Source organism: Sporosarcina newyorkensis (assembly GCF_900167515.1).
GTDB lineage: Bacteria > Bacillota > Bacilli > Bacillales_A > Planococcaceae > Sporosarcina > Sporosarcina newyorkensis.
The window spans coordinates 329,380-353,919 of sequence record NZ_FUYJ01000001.1 but is presented as its reverse complement, the minus strand read 5'-3'; the positions used below and the strand labels follow the sequence as shown (position 1 = coordinate 353,919).

23 protein-coding genes are annotated in these 24,540 nt (G+C 42.6%); 9 read left to right on the top strand and 14 right to left on the bottom strand.

Annotated features, from left to right (window positions below; genetic code table 11):
• Positions 1-242 precede the first annotated feature (242 nt).
• Both B5D59_RS01890 and B5D59_RS01885 read right to left on the bottom strand, forming a co-directional pair.
• Entirely contained in the window at positions 243-1,433 is a 1,191-nt protein-coding gene (locus B5D59_RS01890) for a toxic anion resistance protein (RefSeq protein ID WP_078816636.1), read from the bottom strand.
• Positions 1,423-2,082, bottom strand: coding sequence for a 5-bromo-4-chloroindolyl phosphate hydrolysis family protein (locus B5D59_RS01885; protein ID WP_009496634.1), 660 nt, complete (start codon positions 2,080-2,082; stop codon positions 1,423-1,425). The genes B5D59_RS01890 and B5D59_RS01885 overlap by 11 nt, the downstream gene beginning before the upstream one ends.
• Positions 2,083-2,313: 231 nt before the next feature.
• On the opposite strand from B5D59_RS01885, the gene B5D59_RS01880 reads away from it, so the two are divergent.
• Both B5D59_RS01880 and B5D59_RS01875 read left to right on the top strand, forming a co-directional pair.
• Positions 2,314-2,607: a DUF1033 family protein gene (locus B5D59_RS01880; protein WP_009496636.1), complete on the top strand. Its 294-nt coding sequence runs from the start codon at positions 2,314-2,316 to the stop codon at positions 2,605-2,607.
• A 210-nt stretch (positions 2,608-2,817) separates the two neighbouring features.
• Positions 2,818-3,018, top strand: a complete 201-nt coding sequence (locus B5D59_RS01875; protein ID WP_009496637.1) for a cold-shock protein — start codon at positions 2,818-2,820, stop codon at positions 3,016-3,018.
• A gap of 49 nt (positions 3,019-3,067) precedes the next feature.
• Here the strand turns inward: B5D59_RS01875 and B5D59_RS01870 are convergent, their stop codons facing one another.
• A complete protein-coding gene (locus B5D59_RS01870) occupies positions 3,068-3,751 on the bottom strand; it encodes a hypothetical protein (RefSeq protein ID WP_078816635.1) in 684 nt (227 codons plus the stop codon).
• A gap of 101 nt (positions 3,752-3,852) precedes the next feature.
• Complete coding sequence (locus tag B5D59_RS01865; RefSeq protein WP_078816634.1) at positions 3,853-5,451, bottom strand: ABC-F family ATP-binding cassette domain-containing protein; 1,599 nt, start codon at positions 5,449-5,451, stop codon at positions 3,853-3,855.
• A gap of 536 nt (positions 5,452-5,987) precedes the next feature.
• On the opposite strand from B5D59_RS01865, the gene B5D59_RS01860 reads away from it, so the two are divergent.
• Both B5D59_RS01860 and B5D59_RS01855 read left to right on the top strand, forming a co-directional pair.
• Positions 5,988-6,944 (top strand): LCP family protein, encoded by a 957-nt coding sequence (locus B5D59_RS01860; RefSeq protein WP_176132472.1) that lies wholly within the window; start codon positions 5,988-5,990, stop codon positions 6,942-6,944.
• A gap of 28 nt (positions 6,945-6,972) precedes the next feature.
• A complete protein-coding gene (locus B5D59_RS01855) occupies positions 6,973-8,202 on the top strand; it encodes an AI-2E family transporter (RefSeq protein ID WP_009496642.1) in 1,230 nt (409 codons plus the stop codon).
• 24 nt (positions 8,203-8,226) lie between these two features.
• Here the strand turns inward: B5D59_RS01855 and B5D59_RS01850 are convergent, their stop codons facing one another.
• Complete coding sequence (locus B5D59_RS01850) at positions 8,227-9,183, bottom strand: substrate-binding domain-containing protein (protein ID WP_078816633.1); 957 nt, start codon at positions 9,181-9,183, stop codon at positions 8,227-8,229.
• Positions 9,184-9,340: 157 nt separating this feature from the next.
• On the opposite strand from B5D59_RS01850, the gene modA reads away from it, so the two are divergent.
• From modA to B5D59_RS01825, 5 genes are all read left to right on the top strand, one after another.
• A complete protein-coding gene (gene modA, locus B5D59_RS01845; RefSeq protein ID WP_078816632.1) occupies positions 9,341-10,165 on the top strand; it encodes a molybdate ABC transporter substrate-binding protein in 825 nt (274 codons plus the stop codon).
• 28 nt (positions 10,166-10,193) lie between these two features.
• Positions 10,194-10,868: a molybdate ABC transporter permease subunit gene (modB, locus tag B5D59_RS01840; RefSeq protein ID WP_425441327.1), complete on the top strand. Its 675-nt coding sequence runs from the start codon at positions 10,194-10,196 to the stop codon at positions 10,866-10,868.
• Between the two features lie 21 nt (positions 10,869-10,889).
• Positions 10,890-11,558 carry an ATP-binding cassette domain-containing protein gene (locus tag B5D59_RS01835; RefSeq protein WP_078817007.1) on the top strand — a complete coding sequence of 223 codons (669 nt, stop codon included), beginning with the start codon at positions 10,890-10,892 and terminating at the stop codon, positions 11,556-11,558.
• A gap of 140 nt (positions 11,559-11,698) precedes the next feature.
• Positions 11,699-12,730 (top strand): type 2 isopentenyl-diphosphate Delta-isomerase, encoded by a 1,032-nt coding sequence (fni, locus tag B5D59_RS01830; protein WP_078816630.1) that lies wholly within the window; start codon positions 11,699-11,701, stop codon positions 12,728-12,730.
• 45 nt (positions 12,731-12,775) lie between these two features.
• Positions 12,776-13,150 (top strand): hypothetical protein, encoded by a 375-nt coding sequence (locus B5D59_RS01825; protein ID WP_009496648.1) that lies wholly within the window; start codon positions 12,776-12,778, stop codon positions 13,148-13,150.
• A gap of 302 nt (positions 13,151-13,452) precedes the next feature.
• Here B5D59_RS01825 and B5D59_RS01820 read toward each other — a convergent pair whose 3' ends face one another.
• The 9 genes from B5D59_RS01820 to B5D59_RS01780 form a co-directional block, all read right to left on the bottom strand.
• The gene (locus B5D59_RS01820) at positions 13,453-15,444 is read right to left on the bottom strand and encodes a helix-turn-helix domain-containing protein (protein ID WP_078816629.1); all 1,992 of its coding nucleotides are present in this window, start codon (positions 15,442-15,444) and stop codon (positions 13,453-13,455) included.
• Between the two features lie 165 nt (positions 15,445-15,609).
• Positions 15,610-16,596: an electron transfer flavoprotein subunit alpha/FixB family protein gene (locus B5D59_RS01815; protein WP_078816628.1), complete on the bottom strand. Its 987-nt coding sequence runs from the start codon at positions 16,594-16,596 to the stop codon at positions 15,610-15,612.
• 29 nt (positions 16,597-16,625) lie between these two features.
• Positions 16,626-17,399, bottom strand: coding sequence for an electron transfer flavoprotein subunit beta/FixA family protein (locus B5D59_RS01810; RefSeq protein ID WP_078816627.1), 774 nt, complete (start codon positions 17,397-17,399; stop codon positions 16,626-16,628).
• Positions 17,400-17,433: 34 nt separating this feature from the next.
• Positions 17,434-18,876 (bottom strand): MFS transporter, encoded by a 1,443-nt coding sequence (locus B5D59_RS01805; RefSeq protein WP_078816626.1) that lies wholly within the window; start codon positions 18,874-18,876, stop codon positions 17,434-17,436.
• A gap of 159 nt (positions 18,877-19,035) precedes the next feature.
• A complete protein-coding gene (locus B5D59_RS01800; protein ID WP_078816625.1) occupies positions 19,036-20,523 on the bottom strand; it encodes an aldehyde dehydrogenase family protein in 1,488 nt (495 codons plus the stop codon).
• An 18-nt stretch (positions 20,524-20,541) separates the two neighbouring features.
• Positions 20,542-21,675, bottom strand: a complete 1,134-nt coding sequence (locus B5D59_RS01795; RefSeq protein ID WP_078816624.1) for an acyl-CoA dehydrogenase family protein — start codon at positions 21,673-21,675, stop codon at positions 20,542-20,544.
• Between the two features lie 20 nt (positions 21,676-21,695).
• Positions 21,696-22,892, bottom strand: coding sequence for an acyl-CoA dehydrogenase family protein (locus B5D59_RS01790; RefSeq protein WP_078816623.1), 1,197 nt, complete (start codon positions 22,890-22,892; stop codon positions 21,696-21,698).
• 31 nt (positions 22,893-22,923) lie between these two features.
• On the bottom strand, positions 22,924-23,361 hold the full coding sequence (locus tag B5D59_RS01785) for a Zn-ribbon domain-containing OB-fold protein (RefSeq protein WP_009496657.1): 438 nt from the start codon (positions 23,359-23,361) through the stop codon (positions 22,924-22,926).
• 11 nt (positions 23,362-23,372) lie between these two features.
• Entirely contained in the window at positions 23,373-24,533 is a 1,161-nt protein-coding gene (locus tag B5D59_RS01780; RefSeq protein WP_078816622.1) for a thiolase C-terminal domain-containing protein, read from the bottom strand.
• Positions 24,534-24,540 lie beyond the last annotated feature (7 nt).

Below are 24,540 nucleotides of genomic sequence, written 5' to 3'. Positions count from 1 at the left end.
GCAACGGAATTCAACGACTTCCAGACTGTAACCCGTTAGTCAGGTTAAATTCATAGTTCAATTAAAAGGCACGATTATCGGACAAACAACTCCCAACATCTGTAAACTATTGAAATGCAAAAACGCTCAGAATCAAATCTGAGCATTTTTATTTGCTATGTGTTTTGTCGTTTTACTAGTGAACTGCATACTAATTAGAATAATACTTATAGTACTAGTTCCTTTCAACCGAACTTCGCACTTTACGAAGGACGGTTTTTTGATTCTTCATATACAGAAAGCAAACGAGTTTTAAGATCTTCTTCCATACGCGCGATCTCGTGTTCCGCGGCTTTACGTTTCGCTCGGCCATCAGCTTGGATGACAAGTGTTTCTTCAATTGTTTGAATCAAGTTCTCTTGTGTCTTTTTCAGCGTGTCGATTTCAATTATGCCTTTTTCATTCTCTTTGGCCGTTTCAATACTGTTCGTTTTCAGCATCTCCGAATTACGCAGTAACAGATCATTCGTAGTCTTTGTTACAAGCTTTTGAGATTCTACTGCTTTTTGCTGACGATTCAACGTCAATGCGATTGCAATCTGGTTTTTCCATAATGGAATCGCCGTCATAATAGATGCTTGGATCTTTTCTGCCAACGTCTGGTTGGTTTGCTGAATCATCCGGATTTGCGGAGCACTTTGGATCGTAATTTGGCGTGACAGTTGCAGGTCATAGAGACGCTTCTCCAGGCGATCGACAAATTGTGCCATATCATTGACTTCTTGAACCATCATTTGATCATCCGCAAGCTCTGCTTTTCTGTGCAATTCAGGGATAATCGTATTGTTGATTTCCTCGACTTTCAGTTCTGCAGCTGCAATGTAGACGTTAAGTGCTTGGAAATAAGTCTTGTTCTGCTCATATAGATTATCAAGCATGCGCACATCTTCCATTAAACCGCGTTTTGAATGTTCCAGTTGCACCCCAATTTTATCAATCTGGGTACCTAATTTTTGATATCTCGTCATCATTTCTTGAACAGAGCGTGTTGCTTTACCAAATAGGCGGCTTAGGCCAGATTTCTTTTTCTCCGATAAGTCATCCGGGTCGATTTCGGATAGTTTATTCATCAGTTCATTGAGCACATCGCCAACAGGTCCTATATCTTTACTTTGTACATGATCCAGCATTTTATGGGAAAAGCGCGACAGTTCGTTTTGAGCATTGGCACCATACGTAATAATTGCTTCGTAATTGCCTACGGGAATTTGCGAAGCCAACTGTTTCGCTTTGTCTTGTTCTTCTTTTGATAGGCGGTCTACGAGCTTAGTAGACGCGCCGCTTTCCGCAAGGGTAGTCTCCATTTCTTGCGGTAATAGGCTGGCATCCATGTCGAATGGATTGCCGAGTAAGTCATCAATTGTGGTTTCCTCTTGTGCATTTTTATCTGTCATTAGAATGTTCTCCTTTCGATTCGAGCAACGGTTTATCTTTATTAATTGTAACATCAACAAAATCAATTTCCATTTGTAGTTGCTCTAAATCTGTCGCAACTGCATTTCGTAAATCTCTTTCCATCTCTTGACTTAAATCAGATAACGTCTCCCGTGTATGCTGAAGAGCTACTTTGATTTCTCTATCTTTTAGCGGTTGGTTAACTAATAGGCCATACTTAGAAGTCAATTCTACTGCAGAATCTAGATGTGCGTAGAAAAACGTCTCCACCTGATAAAATTTACGTGGATTCGTTTGAACAATTTTAATGATCCTTCTAGCCATCGAAGACATATCATATACTTGTCTAAACGCTTGGATAGAACGCACTTGTCCATACATATTGGCCAAACGTTTCAATTTTTGCTTGGATTGGGTGAGTTGGTGTTCGATATGCTTATATTCAGTACGCGTCATTCCAAGTTGTTTCAGGTTGGAACGTAATTGTACTTCTTTGATGGCCACATTTCCACCTGCATACAACGCGATACCAATCGCAGAACTCACAAAGAAATTCAGACTCGTAGCTCCGATCAGAGTGAACCAAGTCAGGAAACTAGCAGGAGCCATAATTGCGTGTCGCGTAAAAAAGTTTTTTATTTTATTCATAATTTGTCAGGCCACCTTCCATTCTATATACATTACTTACGGATTAACAACGAAAAAGTTTCATTCGGCCCAATGGGGATGTTGACCATAATCCATCCTATCCTAATTATAGCTGAAATCGGATAAAAACTCATATATTTCGTCGCGCCAATCTTTTTACTTTGCTATAGGGAATAGATTTGCTAGAATAAGTGTCATTCATGCATAGAGCGGATAAAGGGGTGCATACTAATGTATGAAGTGGTCTATATGAAAGCTGATTTTGAACCATGGTGGATGTTTGAAGAGTGGAGAGACTTTACAATCTCTGCGAAAACATTTCCAAATAAAATTGAAATGCAAGAATATGTGAGTGCTATGGTTATCGATATGAAAACGCGTTACGAGCACTATGAGACACGCAAAGGCTGTTTTCATGCATTTTGGTCGCCATCTGAAAAGCATTATTGCGACGGCTGTGAAGGCGATTTGCAAATTTATCATGGACTTATTGTATTGGTGAATGATCAGCCAGATATATCGTAAAAAGATTCTGTAAGTTCGGTATGCTTTTTATTGACAATCCATCCAATTATGATATACTTGCTCTAAGTAAATTAATCGAACGATCGTATGCTAATTGATTCACCTATTACAAAAGGGATCGGCGACGTCGGCACCTTTTGTAATATGTGAATTTTTTTATGCGAAAGTTCATGTATTAACAAGTACTTATACATTTTTGGAGGTTATCGAATGAAACAAGGTACAGTAAAGTGGTTCAATTCTGAAAAAGGCTTCGGTTTTATCGAAGTTGATGGAGAAGACGATATTTTCGTACACTTCTCAGCAATCCAAGGCGACGGATTCAAGTCACTTGACGAAGGTCAACAAGTTGAATTTGAAGTTGTCGAAGGAAACCGTGGTTTACAAGCAGCTAACGTTGTGAAATTATAATCCACTTGCAGAAAGGCGCCTATAGAGGCGCCTTTTTATGTGGGATAAATCATTCAGGTTGTGTTACTGTTTCCAGCAGAGAAGTTACTACAAAATCTTCTTCTGATGTCATGATCGACTCTCGTTTTACTTCGCCGAATCCTTTCACTAAATAGATGCGATTGATAATGTCTTTATCCTCTTTTTCGATGACGATCGCATCCTCAAATTGCTGATAAGGTGTTTCTACAGAAGCATCCATTTTTACAATAGTCCAATCATCAAACGTTGTGCCTTTTTCGATCGGTCCCTTTAAATAGACGCGGATCGGCTTCAATGCCTCCAACTCTTCTTTAGAAGGAACGTCGGCATTCAATTCGACCGGCTCTTCCTGAAGAACCTGGATTTCATCTCCTTGAAGCTTGTATACTTTCTGAATGAAAGACCCACCGTTATTTTCATGGATTACAATATAATCCTCAATAGGGGAATTCACTGTGATATCCAATTCAGCAAACTCATTTCCTTCACCTTTATAATGGGCACTTGATCCATCAGGAAGAAAGTAGTCGAGTAATTGCACTTCTGTTTTTTCTGCATCCTGATGATCTGTTTGGCTCTCATTTGTTTGTTCATCCTTAGTCGGCTTATCATTTGTGCTGCCACTGCCATCCAGTGATGTAGCGGGCTTAGAAGAACAACCGGCCATTACAAGCAGAAGCGCAAATACAAGAACGATTGAATTGCGTTTCATGTAAAAAACCTCCTTTATTCTGTGGTATACCCTCAATGAAACCAAGTATTCATGAAAATTAAAAAGCCCGCTTTCTCAAAGAGAAAGCGGTCATGAAACAATTATGCTTTTTGACCTTTCCATTCCAAATACTCATCATACGACATCATTTTATCGAAAATTGTTCCATCTTCATTGATTTCGATAATACGGTTGGCGATTGTCTGAATGAACTGGTGGTCATGAGATGTGAAGACCATTGCGCCTTTAAACGCAATTAAACCATTGTTCAATGCTTGGATCGACTCCAAGTCCAAGTGGTTGGTCGGCTCATCAAGTAAAAGAACGTTAGCACTTGTCAGCATCATTTTAGAGAGCATGCAACGTACTTTTTCTCCACCTGATAATACACTTGGTTTTTTCTTTACTTCTTCACCCGAGAAGAGCATACGGCCCAGGAATCCACGCAGGAAAGTTTCCGTTTCGTCTTCTGGAGAATATTGACGCAGCCATTCGACCAATGTCTGCTCAGATCCTTCAAAGTATTTCGTGTTATCAATAGGGAAGTACGCACGTGTCGTTGTAACACCCCATTTAATCGATCCTGTATCCGGCTCAGTTTCTTCTGCAAGCAAATCGAGCAATGCAGATTTAGCAAGTGGATTACCTAGTAAAACGACTTTATCTTCTTTGCCAAGTGTGAACGTAGCATCTTTCAAGAAGGTTTTACCATCTACTGTTTTCGTAACGTCTTTGATCGATAATACATCATTCCCGATTTCGCGGCCCATTGTGAAGTTCACAAAAGGGTAACGGCGGGACGACGGTTTGATATCGTCTAATTCGATTTTGTCGAGTGTCTTTTTACGGGAAGTTGCTTGTTTGGACTTCGAAGCATTCGCACTGAAACGCGCAATGAACGCTTGGAGTTCTTTAACTTTTTCTTCTTTTTTCTTATTCTGCTCTTGAGAAAGCTTTAACGCAAGTTGGCTGGATTCGTACCAGAAATCATAGTTCCCAGCGTAGATTTGAATTTTACTGAAATCAAGATCCGCAATATGCGTACAGACTTTATTCAGGAAATGACGGTCGTGGGAAACGACAACGACAGTATTTTCAAAGTTGATCAAGAATTCTTCCAGCCATTGGATAGCTTTCAAGTCCAAGTGGTTGGTCGGCTCATCGAGAAGCAATACATCCGGCTTGCCGAATAAAGCTTGGGCTAGCAATACTTTAACTTTATCCGATCCAGTTAATTCGGACATTTTAACATGGTGCATACTTTCAGAGAGTCCCAGTCCTTGAAGAAGAACAGAAGCTTCTGATTCGGCTTCCCATCCATTCATTTCAGCGAATTCGCCTTCTAATTCAGCTGCACGCATACCATCTTCATCTGAGAAATCTTCTTTCATATAGATGGCATCTTTTTCTTTCATAACCTCATATAGACGCTTATGTCCCATGATAACCGTTTCCATTACTTCAAATTCTTCATATTCGAAGTGGTTTTGCTTCAATACAGCTAAGCGCTCGTCTTTACCTAGGATGACATTACCTGTTTGAGGTTCAAGTTCACCTGAAACGATTTTGATAAAAGTTGATTTTCCCGCACCATTCGCTCCAATTAATCCATAACAATTGCCTGGATTGAATTGTATATTGACGTCTTCGAATAGCTTGCGGTCGCCGAAGCGAAGACTCACATTACTGACTGCTAACATAATTAAATCCTCCTAAATTCACAATGCTCCTATTATACATGAAAAAACGATGGAATGGAATGTTTGGGCTGGAACTGTTTGCATTTTGGGTTTACGATAAGAGAAGCAGGAGTTTGCTGACACAGCAAATCATCAAGCCTTATTATTTGTATTTCCACTTTTATTTTCGGCTATGCTTATACTGACATTGTAAAATCGCGAATCAATTTGAAACGCATAATCCAGACGCAACCCACCGGAGGCAAAAACGTCATTATCTATATTCAGCAGGAGACTCCCACCTCTACAGGTGGTGAGATGAATGGGGTCTTATTTCCTGTTCGATGGGTGTTTAAACGCCTGCTGAACAAAGATAAAGCCTCCGGCGGATGTCACAGATTTTGAGAGATGAAGTTAACCAAAGATCGCCGCATCCTGCGGCATAGGTTAACTGACCTGTATCACGTAGGCCTAAGCACAATTCAAAATCTGGACGCAATTACGCCGAGGCGTAATTGATTAAAGGACTACAGGGTTATTGGAGGAATGAAGGTTAAATGGAAGAACACTTGGAAGAACAACTGCCGCGTCGCAGAAAAAAGAAACGCAAGCTTCGGGTCGGCAGGGTTTTTATTACCCTTTTATTGCTTGGCACGATCACAGTTGCAGCGTATTGTTATTTTCAATACAAGCAAGGTAAAGCGATGACTGCGGGAAATGAGATTGACCCTGGAGACTTTCAAGGCGATTTACTAGATCCCCAAGACCCCACAACGGAAAATTATTTGTTGCTTGGAATTGATAATGATGGTTCTGGTAAATACCGTACGGATACGATGATGGTACTTTCTTGGGATCAAACACACGGAAACGCCAAGTTGATTTCATTCATGAGAGATATTTATGCTCAGATACCGGGTTATCAATCCTATAAATTAAATACGGCATACTACTTAGGCGGTGTACAAACCGCAAAAGAAACCATCTCAGGAATGTTTAATATTCCAATTCATCATTACGCGGTCGTCGATTTCGACAATTTTGAATCAATTATGGATATTATGTTTCCAAAGGGCTTGGAGATGGATGTAAAAAAGGAAATGTCTGAAAAAATAGGCGTTACGTTAACTCCGGGGGTACAGAAGCTTAACGGCAAAGAATTATTAGGTTATGCCCGCTATCGCGCGGACAACGAAGGAGATTTTGGCCGAGTAAACAGGCAACAGGAAGTTATTTCAGCTGTTAAGAATGAATTATTTAGTTTATCTACTATTTTGCAGGCACCTAAAGTAGCAGGCGCACTTGATAACTATATCCAAACCGATCTCACTTCGAAAGAAGAATTGACCAAAGTCTTGACCGTTTTGGCGAAAAGAAAATTGGATCTCGAAACATTGAGGATACCAGTAGAGGATAGTTATTCGTTCACCTCTTACCGGCATGCAGGTTCTGTTATAGAAATCGATCTAGATAAAAATAGGGAAGCGATTCATTCTTTTTTAGCCGCACAATAAAGGGTCGTACAGAAGGGGGAAGAGGATCTTGAGACAGCCACCAAAAAAGAATTCTTTACGGGATTTTTGGTCTATTCGTTCAGCGTCACCGATCGTTGGATTTCTTGGTGGTCAATCTACATTGTTTGTGCTGCTTTGTTTATTGCTTATTGGATTGATCATTTTGATATTCACTCAAGTTTCATTTATTTTTTATCCGATCCGTGTGTTTTTCTCAACAGTTGTCCTGCCTATGGTGCTGGCAACCATTTTGTATTATTTAATGAGACCCATTCTTCGTTTTTTGGAAGTACGACTGAAGATACCACGGGTTTATGGGATATTGATCTTATTCCTAGCTGCAGCCGGATTGCTCACATTAGTCATTTTCCTCGTGCTGCCATTTCTGCGTGAGCAGACGATCAACTTATTCGATGAATTTCCTTCGTATTTCAAACAGCTGATTTTGGATATGGACTTATTTTTTAGAACTTCCATATTCGCTCCTGTTTATGAAGGATTTAATTTCAATGTCAACAGCTTTTTGGATTCAGGATTTGAGAGCATCGGAAAATTCTTCACCGAAACAATTGGAGGGATCGCTTCCGGTGTCACGTCCTTTATTTCCGCATTGACTGGTATTATTTTAAGTTTGTTTACGGTTCCATTAATATTGTTCTACTTGCTAAAAGAGGGCGAGAAGCTGCCACAGATGATTTTGCGTATGTTGCCGCCTCGTTTACGTGACGACGCATCAACTATTTTCAGAGATGCGGACAAACAGATCAGCGCCTATATTCAAGGACAGATTTTAGTGGCAATTGCGATCGGTATTATGGTTTCAATTGGATTCCTAATCATTAAAATGAAATATGCACTTTTGCTCGGTGTTCTGGCAATGTTTACAAGCATTGTGCCTTATTTAGGACCTGTCATCGCCATTACGCCTGCGGTTATTATCGCCATTGTGACGTCACCTTTCATGTTGGTCAAGCTGGCGATTGTCTGGACCATTGTACAAGTCGTGGAAGGTAAATTTATTTCGCCGCAAATCATGGGCAAATCCCTACATATCCACCCGATTACAATTATTTTTGTCTTGTTGACCGCCGGATCGTTATTTGGCGTAGCCGGTGTCATTCTTGGAATCCCTTCGTATGCATTGCTGAAGGTAGTAGCGACACATGCCTTTCATTTATTCACACTGCGCTATAATCGCTTCGAAACCGAGGAAGAGATGTATTATGATACTTTGGAAAACTATGAGGACATAGAATAACCCGCCATGTACGGCGGGTTATTTTTATGGTGTTTCGTATAAAATGGAACCTGTATTTGATAAATCATAGCCGCCGATTGCAGAGATTTTCTCTTGGAAATTTTGAGAATTTAAAGTTTCCAAAACCAGATCACGCAGTCTTTCATTGTCCTGTGTTTTCAGCAATACAAGATCATACTGCTCTTGAATCAACGGAACGAACTCCACATCAATGAGACGCGAGGCCTTTTCAATTCCTACTCCCACATCTGCCTGACCCGAGGCAATGCGCGCCGCTACGGCCATATGATTCAACTCTTCGTCCTCATAACCTTTTATAGCAGACGGGGCAATACTTGCAAGACGCAGCTGTTCATCTAGCAGGACGCGTGCACCCGAGCCTTTCTCACGATTGATCAGGCGAATGCCGGGCTGTCCTATATCAAACCAGGTACTAAACTCTTTCGGGTTGCCTTTTTGTACATACATTCCAGCTGTTCTACCGAGTAAATTAACGACCAAATAAGATTGGCCAGTAAGTAAACGTGTAATATACGGCAAATTATACTGTTTCGTTTCACCGTCAAACAAATGCGTACTGACAATATCTGCTTCTCCTTGAACCATTTTAATTAAGCTATTGAGACTGCCTGTAAATGAACGTAATGGACGAACGCCTAGTCCGGCATCTTCAATCGTATTGGCTAAAATATCAAGGCTCAAATCTTGCCCGCTAATAATAATCGAGGAAGCTCTAGATAATCCAGGTGCCTGTTCTTCCGAAATTGCTTGGACTGGCTGTCTTGTAGGAAAGTCACCTCCGCTTTTTAACCGCTCTTTATAAGCCGATAAATCCACTGCATCTACACGCATTTGCCTTCCCACACGATAGGCACGTATTTCGCCTTTCTTAATTAAATCATAGACCGTAAGTTTTGAAACTTTCAGTAGTTGGGCAATTTCTTCTGTTGTATACGATACACTGTTATCTAGATTGCTCATTTCTTCATCCTCCAATGCACATTCATTCTATCTTCCGTCATTTCTATGAAAAATGCAAAATTGACAAGTATAGCAAACCATATTAAGATAATTTTAAATATAATTAAATATAACTAGTTATAGTTAGTTTTATTCAAGAAAAAAAGGAGGAATAACAGTGAAACGTTTTTTACTTTCGGTTACATTCGCCGTGCTGTCTGTCCTATTGTTCGGATGTTCGAATAACAATGAGCCAGAAAAAACAGATGCGACCGTAGATCGGGAAACGCCTGAGTCAAAACAGCAACCTGATGAAGAAGTGGCGTTATTAATTTCTGCTGCAGCCAGCTTGACAGACGCATTAGAAGATTTAAAATCGACTTTTGAAGAAGAGCACGAAGGAATTAAACTGACTTATAATTTCGGTAGTTCTGGAAAATTAGCTAAAAACATTGAAAACGGAGCACCATCTGACGTTTTCTTATCTGCAAGCTCAAAAGATATGAATGATATGGAGGAAAAAGGATTAATCAACAATGAATCTAGAGAAAATTTCACATCAAATGTACTTGTATTAATCACACATAAAGATTCGGACAGTACGATTGACTCGTTTGAAGATATCGATCCAGCTGCTCTCGATCACTTTGCAGTAGGTGAACCTGAATCCGTTCCAGTAGGACGCTATACGAAAGAAACATTTGAAACTCTAGATTTATGGGAGCCTTTGCAAGATAAACTAGTGTTAGGTTCAGATGTTCGTCAAGTGTTGACACATGTGGAGATGGGTAATGCAGATTATGGCGTGGTTTATTCAAGTGACGCATATATTTCGAATGATGTAAAAGTATTGGCTGAATCAGATCCTGAATGGCATGCGCCAATTGTTTATCCCGGAGCAGTCGTAAAAGATTCCAAACATCAGGAGGCTGCACAGCAATTTTTGGATTATTTGACGAGTGATAAAGGAAAAGAAACATTGCAGGAATTTGGATTTAAGTAAGAGGAAGGGGGGAGTAGGCTTGCTTGAAATGGATTATTCACCTTTGATTTTATCGTTGAAAGTAGCTGTCATCTCCACTTTTTTCGTGTTTTTAGCAGGAGTTTTCATAGCTTATTTACTGTCAAAACGAGATTTTTTTGGTAAAAGTATATTGGAAGCTTTGTTTTTGTTACCTCTCGTATTGCCGCCTACTGTAGTGGGGTTTGCTCTGCTCATTTTATTCGGGAAAAAAGGGTGGATCGGTAGTTGGCTATTGGAATGGTTTGATTTTCAAATTGTTTTTACGTGGATTGGAGCGGTTATTGCTTCGATTGTCGTGTCATTTCCGTTAATGTACCAGAGTGCTGCAGCTGCGTTTGAGAGTTTGGATGAAAGGCTTTCAAATGCAGCACGAACGATGGGCGCTTCCGAATGGCGTGTATTTTGGACTGTGGTTTTTCCACTTGCCTGGCCAGGCTTGCTGGCAGGATTGGTTTTATCGTTCGCAAGAGGTCTAGGAGAATTTGGAGCAACATTGATGCTTGCGGGATACATACCAGGCAAAACGGATACGATCCCAATGGCTATTTATTTTGCAGTGGAGTCCGGTCAAATGGAAAAGGCGACATTTTGGGTCGTCATCATCATTACATTCGGATTCAGTCTGATTTTGTGGGTGAACTGGTGGAGCAAGCGTAATATTCGTCGATTTAGCAGGATGTGAATGAAGAAATGGGGGAAGCGGATGCTGAGCGTACAACTAACTAAACGGCTCGCGCATTATGAAATGGCTATTCAATTCGATGTGGGAGCAGAAATCCTCGTGTTGGCCGGTCCATCCGGTTCAGGAAAAACTACAGTGTTAAACTGTGTTGCAGGACTTGTGCATCCTGATAGTGGATTGATCGCATTGAAAGATCGGTCATTTTACAAGAGTGGTGAAAAACCAGTACCAGCGAGAGAGCGTCAAATTGGTTATTTATTTCAAGATTATGCTCTGTTTCCGCATATGACAGTCGAAAAGAATATTTGGTATGGCGTCAAGAAAAAGCACTACAAAGAGGAACAGGATACAATTAAGCAACTTCTGCACGTGCTCGGTATTGAACATTTGCTGCAAAAGTATCCCCATCAAGTGTCAGGCGGTGAAAAGCAAAGAGTTGGGCTAGCGAGAGCGCTCGCCACGCGTCCATCTGTTTTATTACTGGACGAGCCATTGTCTGCACTTGATAAAGAAACCAGGCAACAATGTCAAGAAGAACTGCTTCGCCTACATGAAATTTGGCAAATTCCTTTCATTATAGTGACGCATGATCTGGAGGAAGCCGAGAAGCTAGGTGATCGTATACTTTATATAGATCAAGGTCATATCGCAGATGAAAAGCGAATTAAACATTTGGTAACCGCTTATTGAGGTAACGAACCAATCAACGAAGCTCCGATTCAATGGATCAGAGCTTTTTCTATGTCTTGCTGGACCTAGACATGGCTTGTATTTAAAACAAAATATCGCCATACTAGTAGGTATCAATCCATTGAAGAGGGGCCAATCCTGTGAGCAAACAGCTAAATGACCGCAAAGCAGAACATATCCAAATCGTCTTAGAAGAACAAGTGACAGGAAACACGATTACAACGGGCTTAGAGCACTATCATTTTATACATAATGCACTGCCTGAACTGGCATTTGACGATATTGATATAGAACAGGCTTTTTTCACGAAATTATGCAAGACTCCATTTTTAATCAGTTCCATGACAGGAGGTGCTAATTTTGCTGAAACGATCAACCGAAACTTGGCACTGACCGCAGAGCAAAGAGGCTGGGCCCTTGCACTTGGCTCGACGCGTGCTTTAATCGAAAGTGAAGCATATAGACAATCTTTTGATCTGAGAGAGTATGCTCCCACCATTCCGATCATCGCAAACTTGGGCGCAGTTCAGTTGAATTACGGCTTTGCTGCAACAGAATGCCGAAAAATCATTGATTATACAGACGCAGATGCGCTTGTCCTTCATCTTAATATTCTTCAGGAAGTCATTCAGCCGGAAGGAAACACAAATTTCAGCAGTTTACTGCCAAAAATAGAAAAACTATGTACTGATTTGTCCATTCCAGTTGGTATTAAAGAAGTGGGATGGGGAATTGATCGGTCCACTGCCGAAAAACTGCTGGATGTCGGTATTTCTTTTATCGATGTTGCAGGAGCAGGAGGCACATCATGGAGCCAAGTTGAAAGATTTCGGACGGACCCAGTTAAGCAACAAGCTGCCGCCGCATTCAGTGAGTGGGGCATACCTACTGCGAGCTCTGTGGAGTTAGTGAAACCGACTATGGATGAAAAAATATTAATTGCAAGTGGTGGGTTGCACACTGGCGTAGATGCTGCAAAGTGTTTCGCATTGGGTGCAGATTTTGTCGGTTTTGGAAGATCGATTTTAGAGGAAGCAACCGTTTCTGTAGAAAGTGTTTTACAAACAATGGAAATTAGAGAACTCGAATTACGGATGGCAATGTTTGCAGTCGGCGCACAAAACCTTACTGAACTGCAGCAAACAGAACGACTTCAAAAAACAACTCCGTGAATTTTTGATCACGGTTTGTTTTATATATTAAAAGGAGGAATTATCATGTGGAAATTAGTGAACGGAAAAATGATTCAAACAACCGATGAGACGCGTGTGAAATTTCGTACGAACATCAGCAAAGAGATTTTACAGCGACTAGACGATTTATCCGAGGAATACAATACATACAGCAATTATTTATTGGAAAACGGTTTACGAAATATTATAACGCATGATGTGATTCAGTATGATAAAAATTTACGCCCGAAAGATCGAATTCAATATAAAACTACATATGACAAAGAATTATTGGAAACCGTCAAACAGCTGGCAAAAGAACAAAAGCTGTTCGTCAATGATGTCATTGAGTATTGTGTGGATCATATTGATTTTAGCGATTTGAAAACAAAAGAACATAAAAACCGCTTAGAAGAGTAGCGTGGAAGGTATTAGAGAGTGCGTAAAATATAGAGCGCGCAGAACGCCCCGAACATAATATAAATTATAGGAAGTTAAGTTTCAGTTATAAGTATACTTGTGATATTGAGATATTAGCGCTTTTTAAGGTGAATTTGACACTCTACTTATTAAAAATAATTGCAAATTATACATATAAAAATGCAAAGCTCGATTAAAAATGAGCTTTGCTTAGTATAACACTATTTTAGCGCCTGTACGTTCGGTTTTTAAACATTAACTACGTATTTGAGTGAAGCTGACACATATTAAGTCATTGCGACTTACGTTATCCAGTCCTTCATCTTTTTATAGACGGTTTGTGACGGTAATGATCCACCTCGTTCAATATTGCTTATATAGGATGTCGAAATATTCAATTCGTCGGATACTTGTTTCAGTGTTAAACCACGGTTAATGCGACACTCCTTAAAAACACTACCAATGTTCTTGCAAACTTCTTCTTTAGTTTGCGCTAAGGAAAAATTGTTTGGTGTCTTGATTGATTTCTTTCTCTCAATCGGCTCATAATAGCTAACAATCTCGTCAGGTGGCGCGATGATGATCGTAGCATCTAACCAGATACGTAGCCATCCTTTTTTCGACATACCGTCCTCGTTCCAATGATTGTACTGCCAAAATGTGATTACACCTTCTTCTTCCAATAGGTCAAGGGCTTTCTCCAGTCGGTCCCGAATACGTGAAGGTGCTTGTGAATCTATTTGTATACCGATTTTTTCGAGTAATGTACTGATTTTATGCGGCTGCAAATAGCTTGCTTTTCGTGCCTGAGTACGCCAACGCCAGCTTACATAACGGATGAGTTTTTTCTCCCATTTCCTTTGATACGGATTGAATTCAATCGCTTGATTCGGTAATAACTTTACTTGTCTGGCAGCACCTTGCAAGAAAGGCTCAAAAACTTCCCCAATCGTTACATATAGACGTTCGGGTAGTGACTTTTCATTTAATTCGCATGGACTGCCGTCTTCATTCGAAAAAATGAACGCACGCCCTTGCATCTTCTTGTTGACAGGTTTACCTTGTTCATATACTAAGACCGTCTCAAGTTCCATCCATAGTGACTGTATATTTGAAAGCGCTTTCAACACTTGGATACGTTGTTCTTTTTCATAACCACCGCGCCTACCTGTTCCTCCAAGTTTTGTCTTCAGTCCACGGATTGTCAGTAGATCATCGAAGCGGATTTCTACGCGGTCACCTAATTGCGCCAAATACAAATGGCATAGAGAATCTAATACGTCCACATCGACTTCTGATAACATCTGAGCATCATTATGCAGTTGATTCATACGACTTGCTGTTCGATCCTCTTCACGCGGAAGTAACTGTAAAGAACCTGCTAATCTAGCACCTTGAATAGTTGCTCGTGGCCATTGACCGAGCTCGCAGACAAAGTTTTGGTTAGAAATCGCTTCCGTAATGAATTGATAGATAGCATTGCTCATGACAACAAGATTATTCGTTTTTGCTGTTGATTCAATAGGCTGATGTACGGAAACCTGCTCGCCGACTCCGAGTAATTCATTGATCTGTTCCATTGAATTTTTTTCTAATTCAAACACCGCAAGTATTTCCGAAAGCATTTTTTCGATGTAAACGTTGACGTCAGCGGTAAATTTATTCAGAAAGCTATCGTTGGAAGCGAAATTCATCCTCATTTCTTCGAGGAATAATACATTCAATATTTCTCTTTCAAGAGCGTTCAGAGTATCGTATCCATGCTTTTTCATCATCTCACTGACGGTATGGTTCATTAAATACGTCCTATACCACGTGCTGAATACATTCCAAGAATTCTCATCATTTAGACGTGTATGTGCACGTACCATTTTATCGTATTTAGCATATAATTTATTTAGGATTTCCCATTTGAGTGTTGGCTTATTCACAAACAACGGTGCAAGATGACCTTCATAAGTACTAAAAAATTTAGCGACCATGAACTCTGTCGATTTCGCGAGCACTTCGCGTCTCGCATCAACACGAATCTTGAAAAATAAATCAATATTGTTTTCGTAGTCTTGCTGACGGACGATGAATGTCTCGTTTTTCCCCCTCGGGAAAATACGGTTGGCATCCACTTTTTTTCGTACGTTTTCAGATGGAAAATTAATTAAGTAGTTATAGTCAAAGAAGTTATGCCGGTGATCGTGTATAATGATCACTTGGAAGTGGTCGATTTTATTTGCGATGTTTTGATGATGGGTCAGTTCACAGTTCGTGTCATTTAACAGTAAATCGTAATTGTTCAAAATAGTCCCCCCGATAAACCGTAAGTTTCAAGTAGTATATCATGAATTTATAGAATTATCTATTCGCTTTCGCGGTAAAAAAGTTAGTCGCGTTATAGACTAAGCCAAAAAAGCTCGTACAGTTCATAAATTGAACTGTACGAGCTTTTTATGGTTAACAGGCACTTATGATACGAGCGCACCTTCTAATTTTATTTCTTTGATGAGTAACGGAAGAACTTCGAACAGATCTCCAACAATACCGTAATCTGCCATCTTAAAGATATTCGCTTCTTCATCGCTGTTGATTGCGACAATCACTTTGGAGTTCGACATGCCTGCCATATGCTGGATTGCTCCGGAAATACCTACCGCGATATAGAGATCGGGCGTAACCACTTTTCCTGTTTGACCGATTTGCAGCGAGTAATCGCAGTAATCTGCATCACAGGCACCTCGAGAAGCCCCTACAGCGCCGCCTAGCAAGTCCGCTAGCTCATACAATGCATTGAATCCTTCGGTGCTCTTGACGCCGCGTCCGCCAGCAATAACGATTTTCGCTTCCGATAAATCTACGCCTTCCGTTTTCTTGCGGATAACTTCTTTGACGATCGTACGCAAGTCTTTGACATCCACTTCTTTTGCTATGACGTCACCCGTTCGGCTAGCGTCAGGCTCCAATGCGGAAATATTATTCGGACGGATCGTGGCGAATAGCAGTCCATCGTCTTTCATCACTTTCTTTTCAAACGCTTTACCGGAGTAGATCGGTCTAGTGAAGACTACTTGATCGTCTTCTTTTTCAATTGCCACCGCATCCGAGATCAATCCAAGCTCCAGACGACTTGCGATTTTAGGTGTCACATCTTTACCGACTGACGTATGGCCCATGATGATACTAGATGGTTTCTCATCCTCCATCACTTCCATGATGACCTGTCCGTAGCCTTCCGATGTATAATTGCTCAAGTTAGCATGTGAGACGGTAATGACACGATCTGCACCATAGTGAATCATTTCTTCAGCCGGTTGTTGCAAGTCTCCGTCACCTAGTACCAATGCCAGAATTTCTACGTTTTCGTTTATTTGTTTTGCCGCTGCGATCGTCTCATAACTTACTTTACGAAGAACCCCTTGCTGCAATTCCCCGATTACTAGTATCTTTTCACTCATAGTAAAACTCCTTTCGTTTCGTAGATTGCTTAGATTACTTTCGCTTCATTGGATAATAAGCTGACCAGTTCTTTGACTTGCTCTCCTGTCTCACCAACCAAAATGCGCCCTGCCTGCTTTTTAGGAGGCAAGAAAATAGAAATCGTTGCCGTCTTCGCTTCCACGTCGTCTTCATCGAGATCCAAATCATCGAGCTCAAGTTGCTCAAGTGGCTTTTTCTTCGCCTTCATGATACCAGGAAGGGACGTATATCTTGGCTCATTCAGTCCTTGCTGGCACGTTATGAGCACCGGCAAGGATACTTCAATTTTCTCGAGATCCCCTTCGACGTCCTTCTCAATTTTCGCCGTGCCGTCTTCAATATCCAGCTTGACGATCGTCGTAATAAAAGGCATATTTAGGCGCTCCGCTAGACGGGGTCCTACTTGTCCGCTCGCCTCGTCAATTGCCACATTGCCTGCGAGGATCAAATCCGCTTCTTTTCCTTCAAAAAATGTCTCAAGAATCTTCGCTGTCGTGAATTGATCACCTTCATCAAGGTCGTCACTCGTATCGATGAGTACCGCGTCATCTGCGCCCATCGCAAGTGCCGTACGCAATTGCTTCTCCGAGTCCTCATCACCAATCGTCACAACAGTCACCGTTCCGCCGTGCTTGTCGCGTTGCTGGATCGCTTCTTCGACTGCGTATTCGTCGTACGGATTAATAATGAACTCCGCACCACTTTCATCTATTTGATTGCCTGACACGGAAATTGCTTCTTCCGTGTCGAATGTTTTTTTCAGTAAGACATAAATATTCATGTATAAGTCTCCTCCTTGTACTCTAGAGTTACCATTATTTGATTTCTTCAGTGTTTAAAGGTTTCGGCAATATTTTCGTACCAACTAAATCCTCTTCACTTGTATGGATCCCGTGAATTGTTTTAGGAATTAACGGCAAGAATAATAGTGCAATGACGATGAAACCCATGATGACGAAAGATGTATTCACTACCGCGCCGACGTTATTACCGCTTGCAGAGAAGATTGAGAACGCGACCAACGCAAACGAAGCACCCATTCTCTGTGCAAGGTTTTCTATTACCGTGTTCGTAAACGTCACGACATTCATCCGTTGCACGGAAGCTTTAGAAACGACCAATGCTTTGACGACCGGCGTTTTGAGACCAGCTCCAACCCCCACCAGACTCATCGCCGTGAACAAATAAGCAAACGATGTCGTAAGATTAACGAAACTCAACATGATGATCCCGGAAGAAAAGATGAGAATTCCCGATCCCATAATGGTCCGGGCCGAAAATTTCTTTAAAACTCTTCCACTGCAATATGCTGCGACCGACGTCCCGAGGAACACTGCCATCTGCAGGAAACCTACAGTCGTAGCGTCTTTTCCTTGTACGTTTTGTACAAAGAATGTCAGCAAGTACATCACACCTGCGTATCCAATAAGGATGAATACAGCAATCGTCGTAGGTACCCAGAAGTTCCGATTCGCAACATACTCTAAATCGAGCAACGGTGCTTTTTGTTTTTTCTCTACAACGATCAAGATGATCAACGCAGTGACGAATACTAGCAATGATGGAACCCACATTCCAGATTCGATTCCGAAGCTGTTAATGAATGTTGGAATCGTCAGCAAACCGAGCAATAGAGCGATAACGAAAATCAAACCAAGAACATCCAACTTCTTACGTGCTTGTGCTTTGACGTGTGGAACAAAAGCAAAGAGTGCAATGCCTAAACCACCAAGAACAGCAGTGAATATAAAGCTTGCCTGCCAGTTCATCGTATCGACGATCATACCGCTGATGACCGGACCAAATACCGCACCGATTGTAATAAACGCCGCAAACGTTCCAATCGCCTTCCCCCGCTGTGTCCCGACCATGAATTTACCGGCATAGGCAATCCCCGATGGCGCAATCGCCGCGCCCGAAATACCTTTAAAGAATAAACCGAGAACGAGCACCCAGAAAGAAAACGAGAATGCTACGAGCAATGATCCGATTACCATGAAAATACCGCCAATTAGGATGACGATCTTCAATCCGAACGAATCTCCAATCCATCCAAGTAGTGGCTGGAATCCTGTTAAACCAACAGCCAGACCCAGTTGCATCCAGACTGCGTATCCCGGCGTCAGATTAAATTCGGCAATCATATGCGGGTATGCGGGAAGATGGGTTGCTAAACTTAACATAATAAAGAATGCTCCGAAACTTATGAATAAAAAACCTCTATTAATCGATTTATCTTTCAATGCCATTTCACTCATATAGTGGCCTCCCTTTATCGATGATGGAATGGTTTTCAAGCTTTGGTTATTATGTCACATCTAGCTGTGGTCTAAAAAAGTAAATCCGCAGAAGGAGTTTCAGTCTGCTCAGAGCAAAACCGAAGCTCTCCCGCCACAGATCAGAGTGTTACTGGCTATTTAGCCGATATTAATGACACAAGCTTTTTCCTGTGAATAATCCAAAATCGAGTCCGTACCGTAACCACTTTCCTTTACACCGCTAAACGGCAGGTCCGCTCCTACTCTAGCGTACGTATTGACCCATACATTACCCGCTTGAAGCTTATCAATCATACGATGTGCAAGACCGAGATTTTGCGTCCATACGCCCGCTGCCAGACCGAAGTTCGTGTCATTGGCAATTTGAATGGCTTCTTCTTCCGTATCGAACGGAATAGCAACCGCCACAGGACCGAAAATTTCTTCACGAGCTAGTTTCGTGCTGTTGTCCGCTACTTTCACGAGTGTAGGTTGCACCCAGTACCCGTCCGCGAATTCAGGTTGACCCGGCAGAACCTCCTGTCCGCCGTATTTTCCGCCGAACACTACCTCATACTCGTCTTTTGACGCTTCGTCGATATACCTGCAAACCGACTTGAATTGCGCTTCATTTGCGATAGGTCCCATTGTATTAGTAGTATCTAGTGTGTTACCGTGCTTGACAAATTCCTTGTCCGTCATCAACTCTTTCAAGCGACCTATCACCTCATCGTAAATAGAGCGCTGGATCAACATGCGTGAACCACCCACACAAATCTGGCCGGAGTTCGGAGTAAAGATTCCGTTGATCAATCCATGTACCGCCTGCTCGATATTTGCATCTTCAAAAACGATATTCGGTGACTTGCCGCCCAGTTCAAAAATCAATGACTTCGGTGAATGGGCAGTTGCTTTTGTGATGCGTTCCGCTGTTGCCTTTGAACCTGTCAAACTCACTTTATTCACTTCTTCGTGACTGACAAGATAATCTCCAATTTCGCGACCGGAACCGGAAATGACATTGAGTACGCCAGGAGGCAGAATTTGTGAAATCAATTCACCGTAGCGCAAAGATCCAACCGCTCCGCTTTCAGCCGGCTTAATCACTACTGTATTGCCTGCTGCGAGCGCATAAGCAGCTTTGATCGTAAATGTAAACAATGGTGCGTTCCAAGGTAATATTCCGACTACTACTCCGTACGGCTTGCGTACAGTGAAACCGAAATCTCCTGTACCCATCTGTACAGTGCGCCCTTGTCCGCCTACTAATGTTGCCGCACTCGCTGCATCGTACCAGACTTGCTTCAATACTTCCGCGAGATAGCCATATTCATCCAGTACCCAGCCGTTGTTACGCGTCTCAAGTTCAAGCAGCTCTGCAGCGTACTCGGGTATCATATCCCCGATCTTGCGCATATAATCGCCGCGTGTACGTGCCGGTAGGTCAGCCCAGCCTTCAAATGCTCCGCGTGCCGCCTGGATCACGAGTTCTGCATCTTCTTTCTTACTTGACGGGATCTTTGCCCACACTTCGCCTGTTGACGGGTCGATACTGTCGGCTACGGCCCCGTCCTTCGCTTGTACGATCTTGCCGTTGATGATATTGCCGTAAGTCGTCAATTTGGATTTCTCGGATACGTTCGTCATATATTTTCCTCCTTCAAATTACCAGCCTAGTGAAGAGACTACTTTTTCTTGATAGAAAGGGGTGGAACCTAAATACTGATCATAATAGCGAGCGCGCTTTACAAATAGATGACAATCGATTTCTTCCGTGATTCCGATTCCGCCGTGAATCTGGATATTATGTGCCGAAACTTCGATGAATTTCTCCGTCGCATATGTACGGGCGCTGTATACTGCTGCTTCTCGATCGAATTCGTCCGTATCTACTACCCAGTTGGCATAATGACTCAGTGAACGGGCAATTTCCAAATTCACTTTCATGTTGACGATACTGTGTTTGATCGCCTGGAAACGTCCGATCGCTTGGCCGAACTGCTCCCGAATCTTCGCATATTCCGTCGCCATATTGACAACACTTTCCATTGCGCCGACGATGTATGAACTAAGCGCAGCGTTGAAGTACAACAGACCTTCTTGAAGCTGCATCCATCCCTTGTCTACTTCACCTATAATTTGATCTTCTTTGATGACTAGATTATTGAATTCGATTTTCGCTACATGTTTTGATTCGTCAAAGGAAGATAGTTTCTCGATGTTCATCCCTTCTGTCTTGTCGATCAACACAAGAGATAATCCGTCCTCTTGATCCTCCTGGTTTGTGCGTACCAATATGAGGAATGCATCCGCAAGTTCCGCTTCCGGTACAAGCGTCTTCGTGCCGTTAAGCACATACTGTCCATCCTGCTGTACTAATGTACATTGGATACCTGCTGGGGAGAAGTCGTTGAAAGGCTCCAGTGCTGCGAATGAAACCAGTTTCTCTCCTGAGGCAACCGCTGGCAGATACTGTTGCTTCTGCTCCTCTGTGGCGTATTTCTTCAGCGTCGGTACTACCAACGCTGAAGTTTCCATGAATAAGCCGGGTACTAGTGAACGTCCCATCTCTTCGAACGTCGGAACGAGATCGAGTGCATCCAGATCCATACCATCGTATTCTTCAGGAATGTTGATGCCACTGCATCCAAGTTCAGCTAATGTCGTGTACACCTTCTTCAGATTTTCCGGATTATTGTCAATCATTTCTCGAGCCAACTGTGTACCGCCGAATTTATCCAACATTTTGCGGATATGTCCACGGAACATTTCTTGCTCTTCTGTCAGTGAAAAGTCCATATTTTATCCCTCCAAGTCAATTAACGTCCCATGTCTTTCGGCAAGCCTAGTACGCGCTCGCCAATCGTATTGCGTTGTACTTCACTCGTACCGCCACCGATTGTCTGTCCGAATGATGCGAGGAATAAATGTTGCCACTTCGGATCCGCTGCGGCATCCTTATCAAATAGCACGCCTTGGTGTCCTTGAATCTCCACTGCAAATGCAGAGAGTGCCTGGTTCAATTCAGTTACCACCAATTTATCGATGGATGTTTCCGCTCCTGGTTGACCGTTTTTGATCGTAGTGGTCAGGTTTTTATAATAATTCAAGAGCGATCCGCGCACGCGGGCATAGAAATTCGCCAATTTTTGTCTGACTAAAGGATTTTCAATCAATGGTTTGCCATTTACTTTATACTGCTGTGCCAGTTCCACTGTATCGTTGAATTGCTTTTCGAGTGTGAAGAGTTCTGCACCGATCCCCGTACGCTCATGGAGCATCAAGGCAATCAGAACATGCCAGCCCGAGTCTACTTGTCCGACGATATCTGCATCTGTCGCTACAGCGTCTGTCATATACACTTCGTTAAAGTCTTTGTGTCCGTCCATCTGCACGATCGGAAACGTTTCGACTCCTGGTTGATGCATATCCATCATGAACACCGTAATACCACGGTGCTTCTTTTCTGGGTGCGTACTCGTTCTTGTCAGAAGAAAGCATTTATCCGCCACGTGGCCAAAACTTGTCCAGATTTTCTGACCATTGATGAGCCAGCGGTCACCGTCTTTTACTGCACGTGTTTTCAGGCCTGTTAAATCCGACCCTGCGCCCGGCTCTGAATAGCCTTGGCACCATATTTCTTCACCTGTTAGGATTTTTTTCAAGTATCTCTCTTTTTGTTCATCCGTCCCAATGTCGATCAATGTAGGACCTACCATATGGATCCCGATATAGTTGATGAGTGGCGGCGCTTTGACGCGTACCATTTCTTGGTGGTAGATGATTTCTTCCATCAAGCTTGCGTTGCGGCCGCCATATTCTTTCGGCCAGGCGATGGCTGCCCATCCGCCTTCATACAATTTATTTTGCCATGCACGTAACACACGTGAGTATTCATCCAGGTCTTCCGGCAAGTCGCGCTTGCCTTCTAGCCAGCCTTCAGGAAGGTTTGCTTCAAGCCATGTTCGTAGTTCGATTCTAAATTTTTCTTCTTTTTTTGTAAAAGAGAAATCCACACTCGCTCATCCTTTCTATCTCATTTATCGATCAATTTGTAGCCGGAATCCACTGTGGCAATGCACGGTCTTCCGTAATATCCACCCATGTCATTTGGATCGGCATACCGATTTCCAAATCTTTTTCTTCGCAATTCAAGATGTTACCCATAATTTTCACTTCTGGCACTTTGTCAAGCTGTGCGAGTGCGATAATCGTCGGTAACTCATCCTGGAAACCTGGTAAGAATGGACGGTAGGAAACCACATACGAATAGACTGTGGCTTTAATATCGTCGCCGAACTGTTCCCAGCTGACGTTTTCACTTCCGCATTTTGCGCACGTAGGGCCCGGCGGTTGTGAGTACGCATTACAGTCATCACATTTTTGCAGAGCTAGTTGGTGTTTGTCCGCTGCATCCCAGTACGGAGCATTATCTATATCTTTCAATGGAATGGGTTTTTGGTAAGCAGTCTTTGCTTGTGTCATAGTTATTCCTCCTAGTTTCGTAAGATCATGGCGCCTGCGATATCCGGTCCAGCCCAACCGGTACAAATACCGATCTTGCAATCTTCTACTTGGCGGTCGGTTCCTTTGTAGTCATGGCGCAGCTGTCTGACGATTTCAATGGCATTGTTCATTCCGTGTGTGTAACCTTCGGATAGCATGCCGCCCGCTGTATTGGTTGGTAGTTTACCGCCGATCTTCAAGTTGCCTTCTGCAACGAAATCTCCCACTTCTCCACGTTTCGCAAATCCGTATGCTTCAAGCTGTCGCATAACAACCCAGCTGAAGCAGTCATAGATGGAGGCAACATCGATATCGTCCGGTGTCACACCCGCGTTTTCATAGAGCTCTTCCGCTACGTAATCAGAAGCAACCTGGTCGATATCGTTCCAGTAGTGAGCGTGCGGATGACATTGTCTTGCCGCCATCCCCATGATATAGACCGATTTTGACGCGCAGTCTTTTGCTTTTTTAGCAGACGTTACGATGATCGCATTTCCTTCATCGAGTTCCAGGCATGAATCATGAATATTGAATGGAGAACTAATATCCGGTGTAGCGAGATAGTTTTCCATCGTTAACGGCTTACCATGCAGGAAAGCTTTTGGATTTCGTTGCGCATGCTCATAGAAGCTCAAGCACACGTGCCCGAGATGTTCTTTCGTAATGCCCGTTTCATGCATATGACGTGTCGCATACATGCCGAACCATTGCGATGGGCTTGCCGATCCGTACGGAATCACGAAGCTTCCGCCTGTGAGCGCTCTCTGCAGCATATCGGGATCATATCCGCGACCTACACGAGTTCCCGAGCTACCGTTCATGGAACGATAGATCAATACCGTGTTCAGCTGGCCGGCTTCAATGAGCGCCACTGCATCCGCAATGAGCATTTCCGTACTCGCTCCGCCGCCCTGGATATCCTTAACATACTTCGGTCGTACACCAAGATAGGTTGCTAGTTGGTGGGACGTACAGGAATCCCCTTCGTTATAGTTCATGAATCCGTCGATGTCCGTCGCTTTCAAGCCCGCATCTTTGATTGCTGCGTTGGCCGCATCGAGCGCCAAATGCAGAGGCGTTTTTCCCGATTTTCTTGAACGTTCGCTCTCTCCTACGCCTACAATGGCATAGCGGTCCTTAATAGTTCCCATAGATATA

What these genes read in the sequence shown, in the direction of transcription:
- B5D59_RS01890 (WP_078816636.1), bottom strand. Translation starts at nt 1,433, where the DNA reads ATGACAGATAAAAATGCACAAGAGGAAACCACAATTGATGACTTACTC.
- B5D59_RS01885 (WP_009496634.1), bottom strand. Translation starts at nt 2,082, where the DNA reads ATGAATAAAATAAAAAACTTTTTTACGCGACACGCAATTATGGCTCCT.
- B5D59_RS01880 (WP_009496636.1), top strand. Translation starts at nt 2,314, where the DNA reads ATGTATGAAGTGGTCTATATGAAAGCTGATTTTGAACCATGGTGGATG.
- B5D59_RS01875 (WP_009496637.1), top strand. Translation starts at nt 2,818, where the DNA reads ATGAAACAAGGTACAGTAAAGTGGTTCAATTCTGAAAAAGGCTTCGGT.
- B5D59_RS01870 (WP_078816635.1), bottom strand. Translation starts at nt 3,751, where the DNA reads ATGAAACGCAATTCAATCGTTCTTGTATTTGCGCTTCTGCTTGTAATG.
- B5D59_RS01865 (WP_078816634.1), bottom strand. Translation starts at nt 5,451, where the DNA reads ATGTTAGCAGTCAGTAATGTGAGTCTTCGCTTCGGCGACCGCAAGCTA.
- B5D59_RS01860 (WP_176132472.1), top strand. Translation starts at nt 5,988, where the DNA reads ATGGAAGAACACTTGGAAGAACAACTGCCGCGTCGCAGAAAAAAGAAA.
- B5D59_RS01850 (WP_078816633.1), bottom strand. Translation starts at nt 9,183, where the DNA reads ATGAGCAATCTAGATAACAGTGTATCGTATACAACAGAAGAAATTGCC.
- modB (WP_425441327.1), top strand. Translation starts at nt 10,194, where the DNA reads ATGGATTATTCACCTTTGATTTTATCGTTGAAAGTAGCTGTCATCTCC.
- B5D59_RS01835 (WP_078817007.1), top strand. Translation starts at nt 10,890, where the DNA reads ATGCTGAGCGTACAACTAACTAAACGGCTCGCGCATTATGAAATGGCT.
- B5D59_RS01825 (WP_009496648.1), top strand. Translation starts at nt 12,776, where the DNA reads ATGTGGAAATTAGTGAACGGAAAAATGATTCAAACAACCGATGAGACG.
- B5D59_RS01815 (WP_078816628.1), bottom strand. Translation starts at nt 16,596, where the DNA reads ATGAGTGAAAAGATACTAGTAATCGGGGAATTGCAGCAAGGGGTTCTT.
- B5D59_RS01810 (WP_078816627.1), bottom strand. Translation starts at nt 17,399, where the DNA reads ATGAATATTTATGTCTTACTGAAAAAAACATTCGACACGGAAGAAGCA.
- B5D59_RS01805 (WP_078816626.1), bottom strand. Translation starts at nt 18,876, where the DNA reads ATGAGTGAAATGGCATTGAAAGATAAATCGATTAATAGAGGTTTTTTA.
- B5D59_RS01800 (WP_078816625.1), bottom strand. Translation starts at nt 20,523, where the DNA reads ATGACGAACGTATCCGAGAAATCCAAATTGACGACTTACGGCAATATC.
- B5D59_RS01795 (WP_078816624.1), bottom strand. Translation starts at nt 21,675, where the DNA reads ATGGACTTTTCACTGACAGAAGAGCAAGAAATGTTCCGTGGACATATC.
- B5D59_RS01785 (WP_009496657.1), bottom strand. Translation starts at nt 23,361, where the DNA reads ATGACACAAGCAAAGACTGCTTACCAAAAACCCATTCCATTGAAAGAT.
- B5D59_RS01780 (WP_078816622.1), bottom strand. Translation starts at nt 24,533, where the DNA reads ATGGGAACTATTAAGGACCGCTATGCCATTGTAGGCGTAGGAGAGAGC.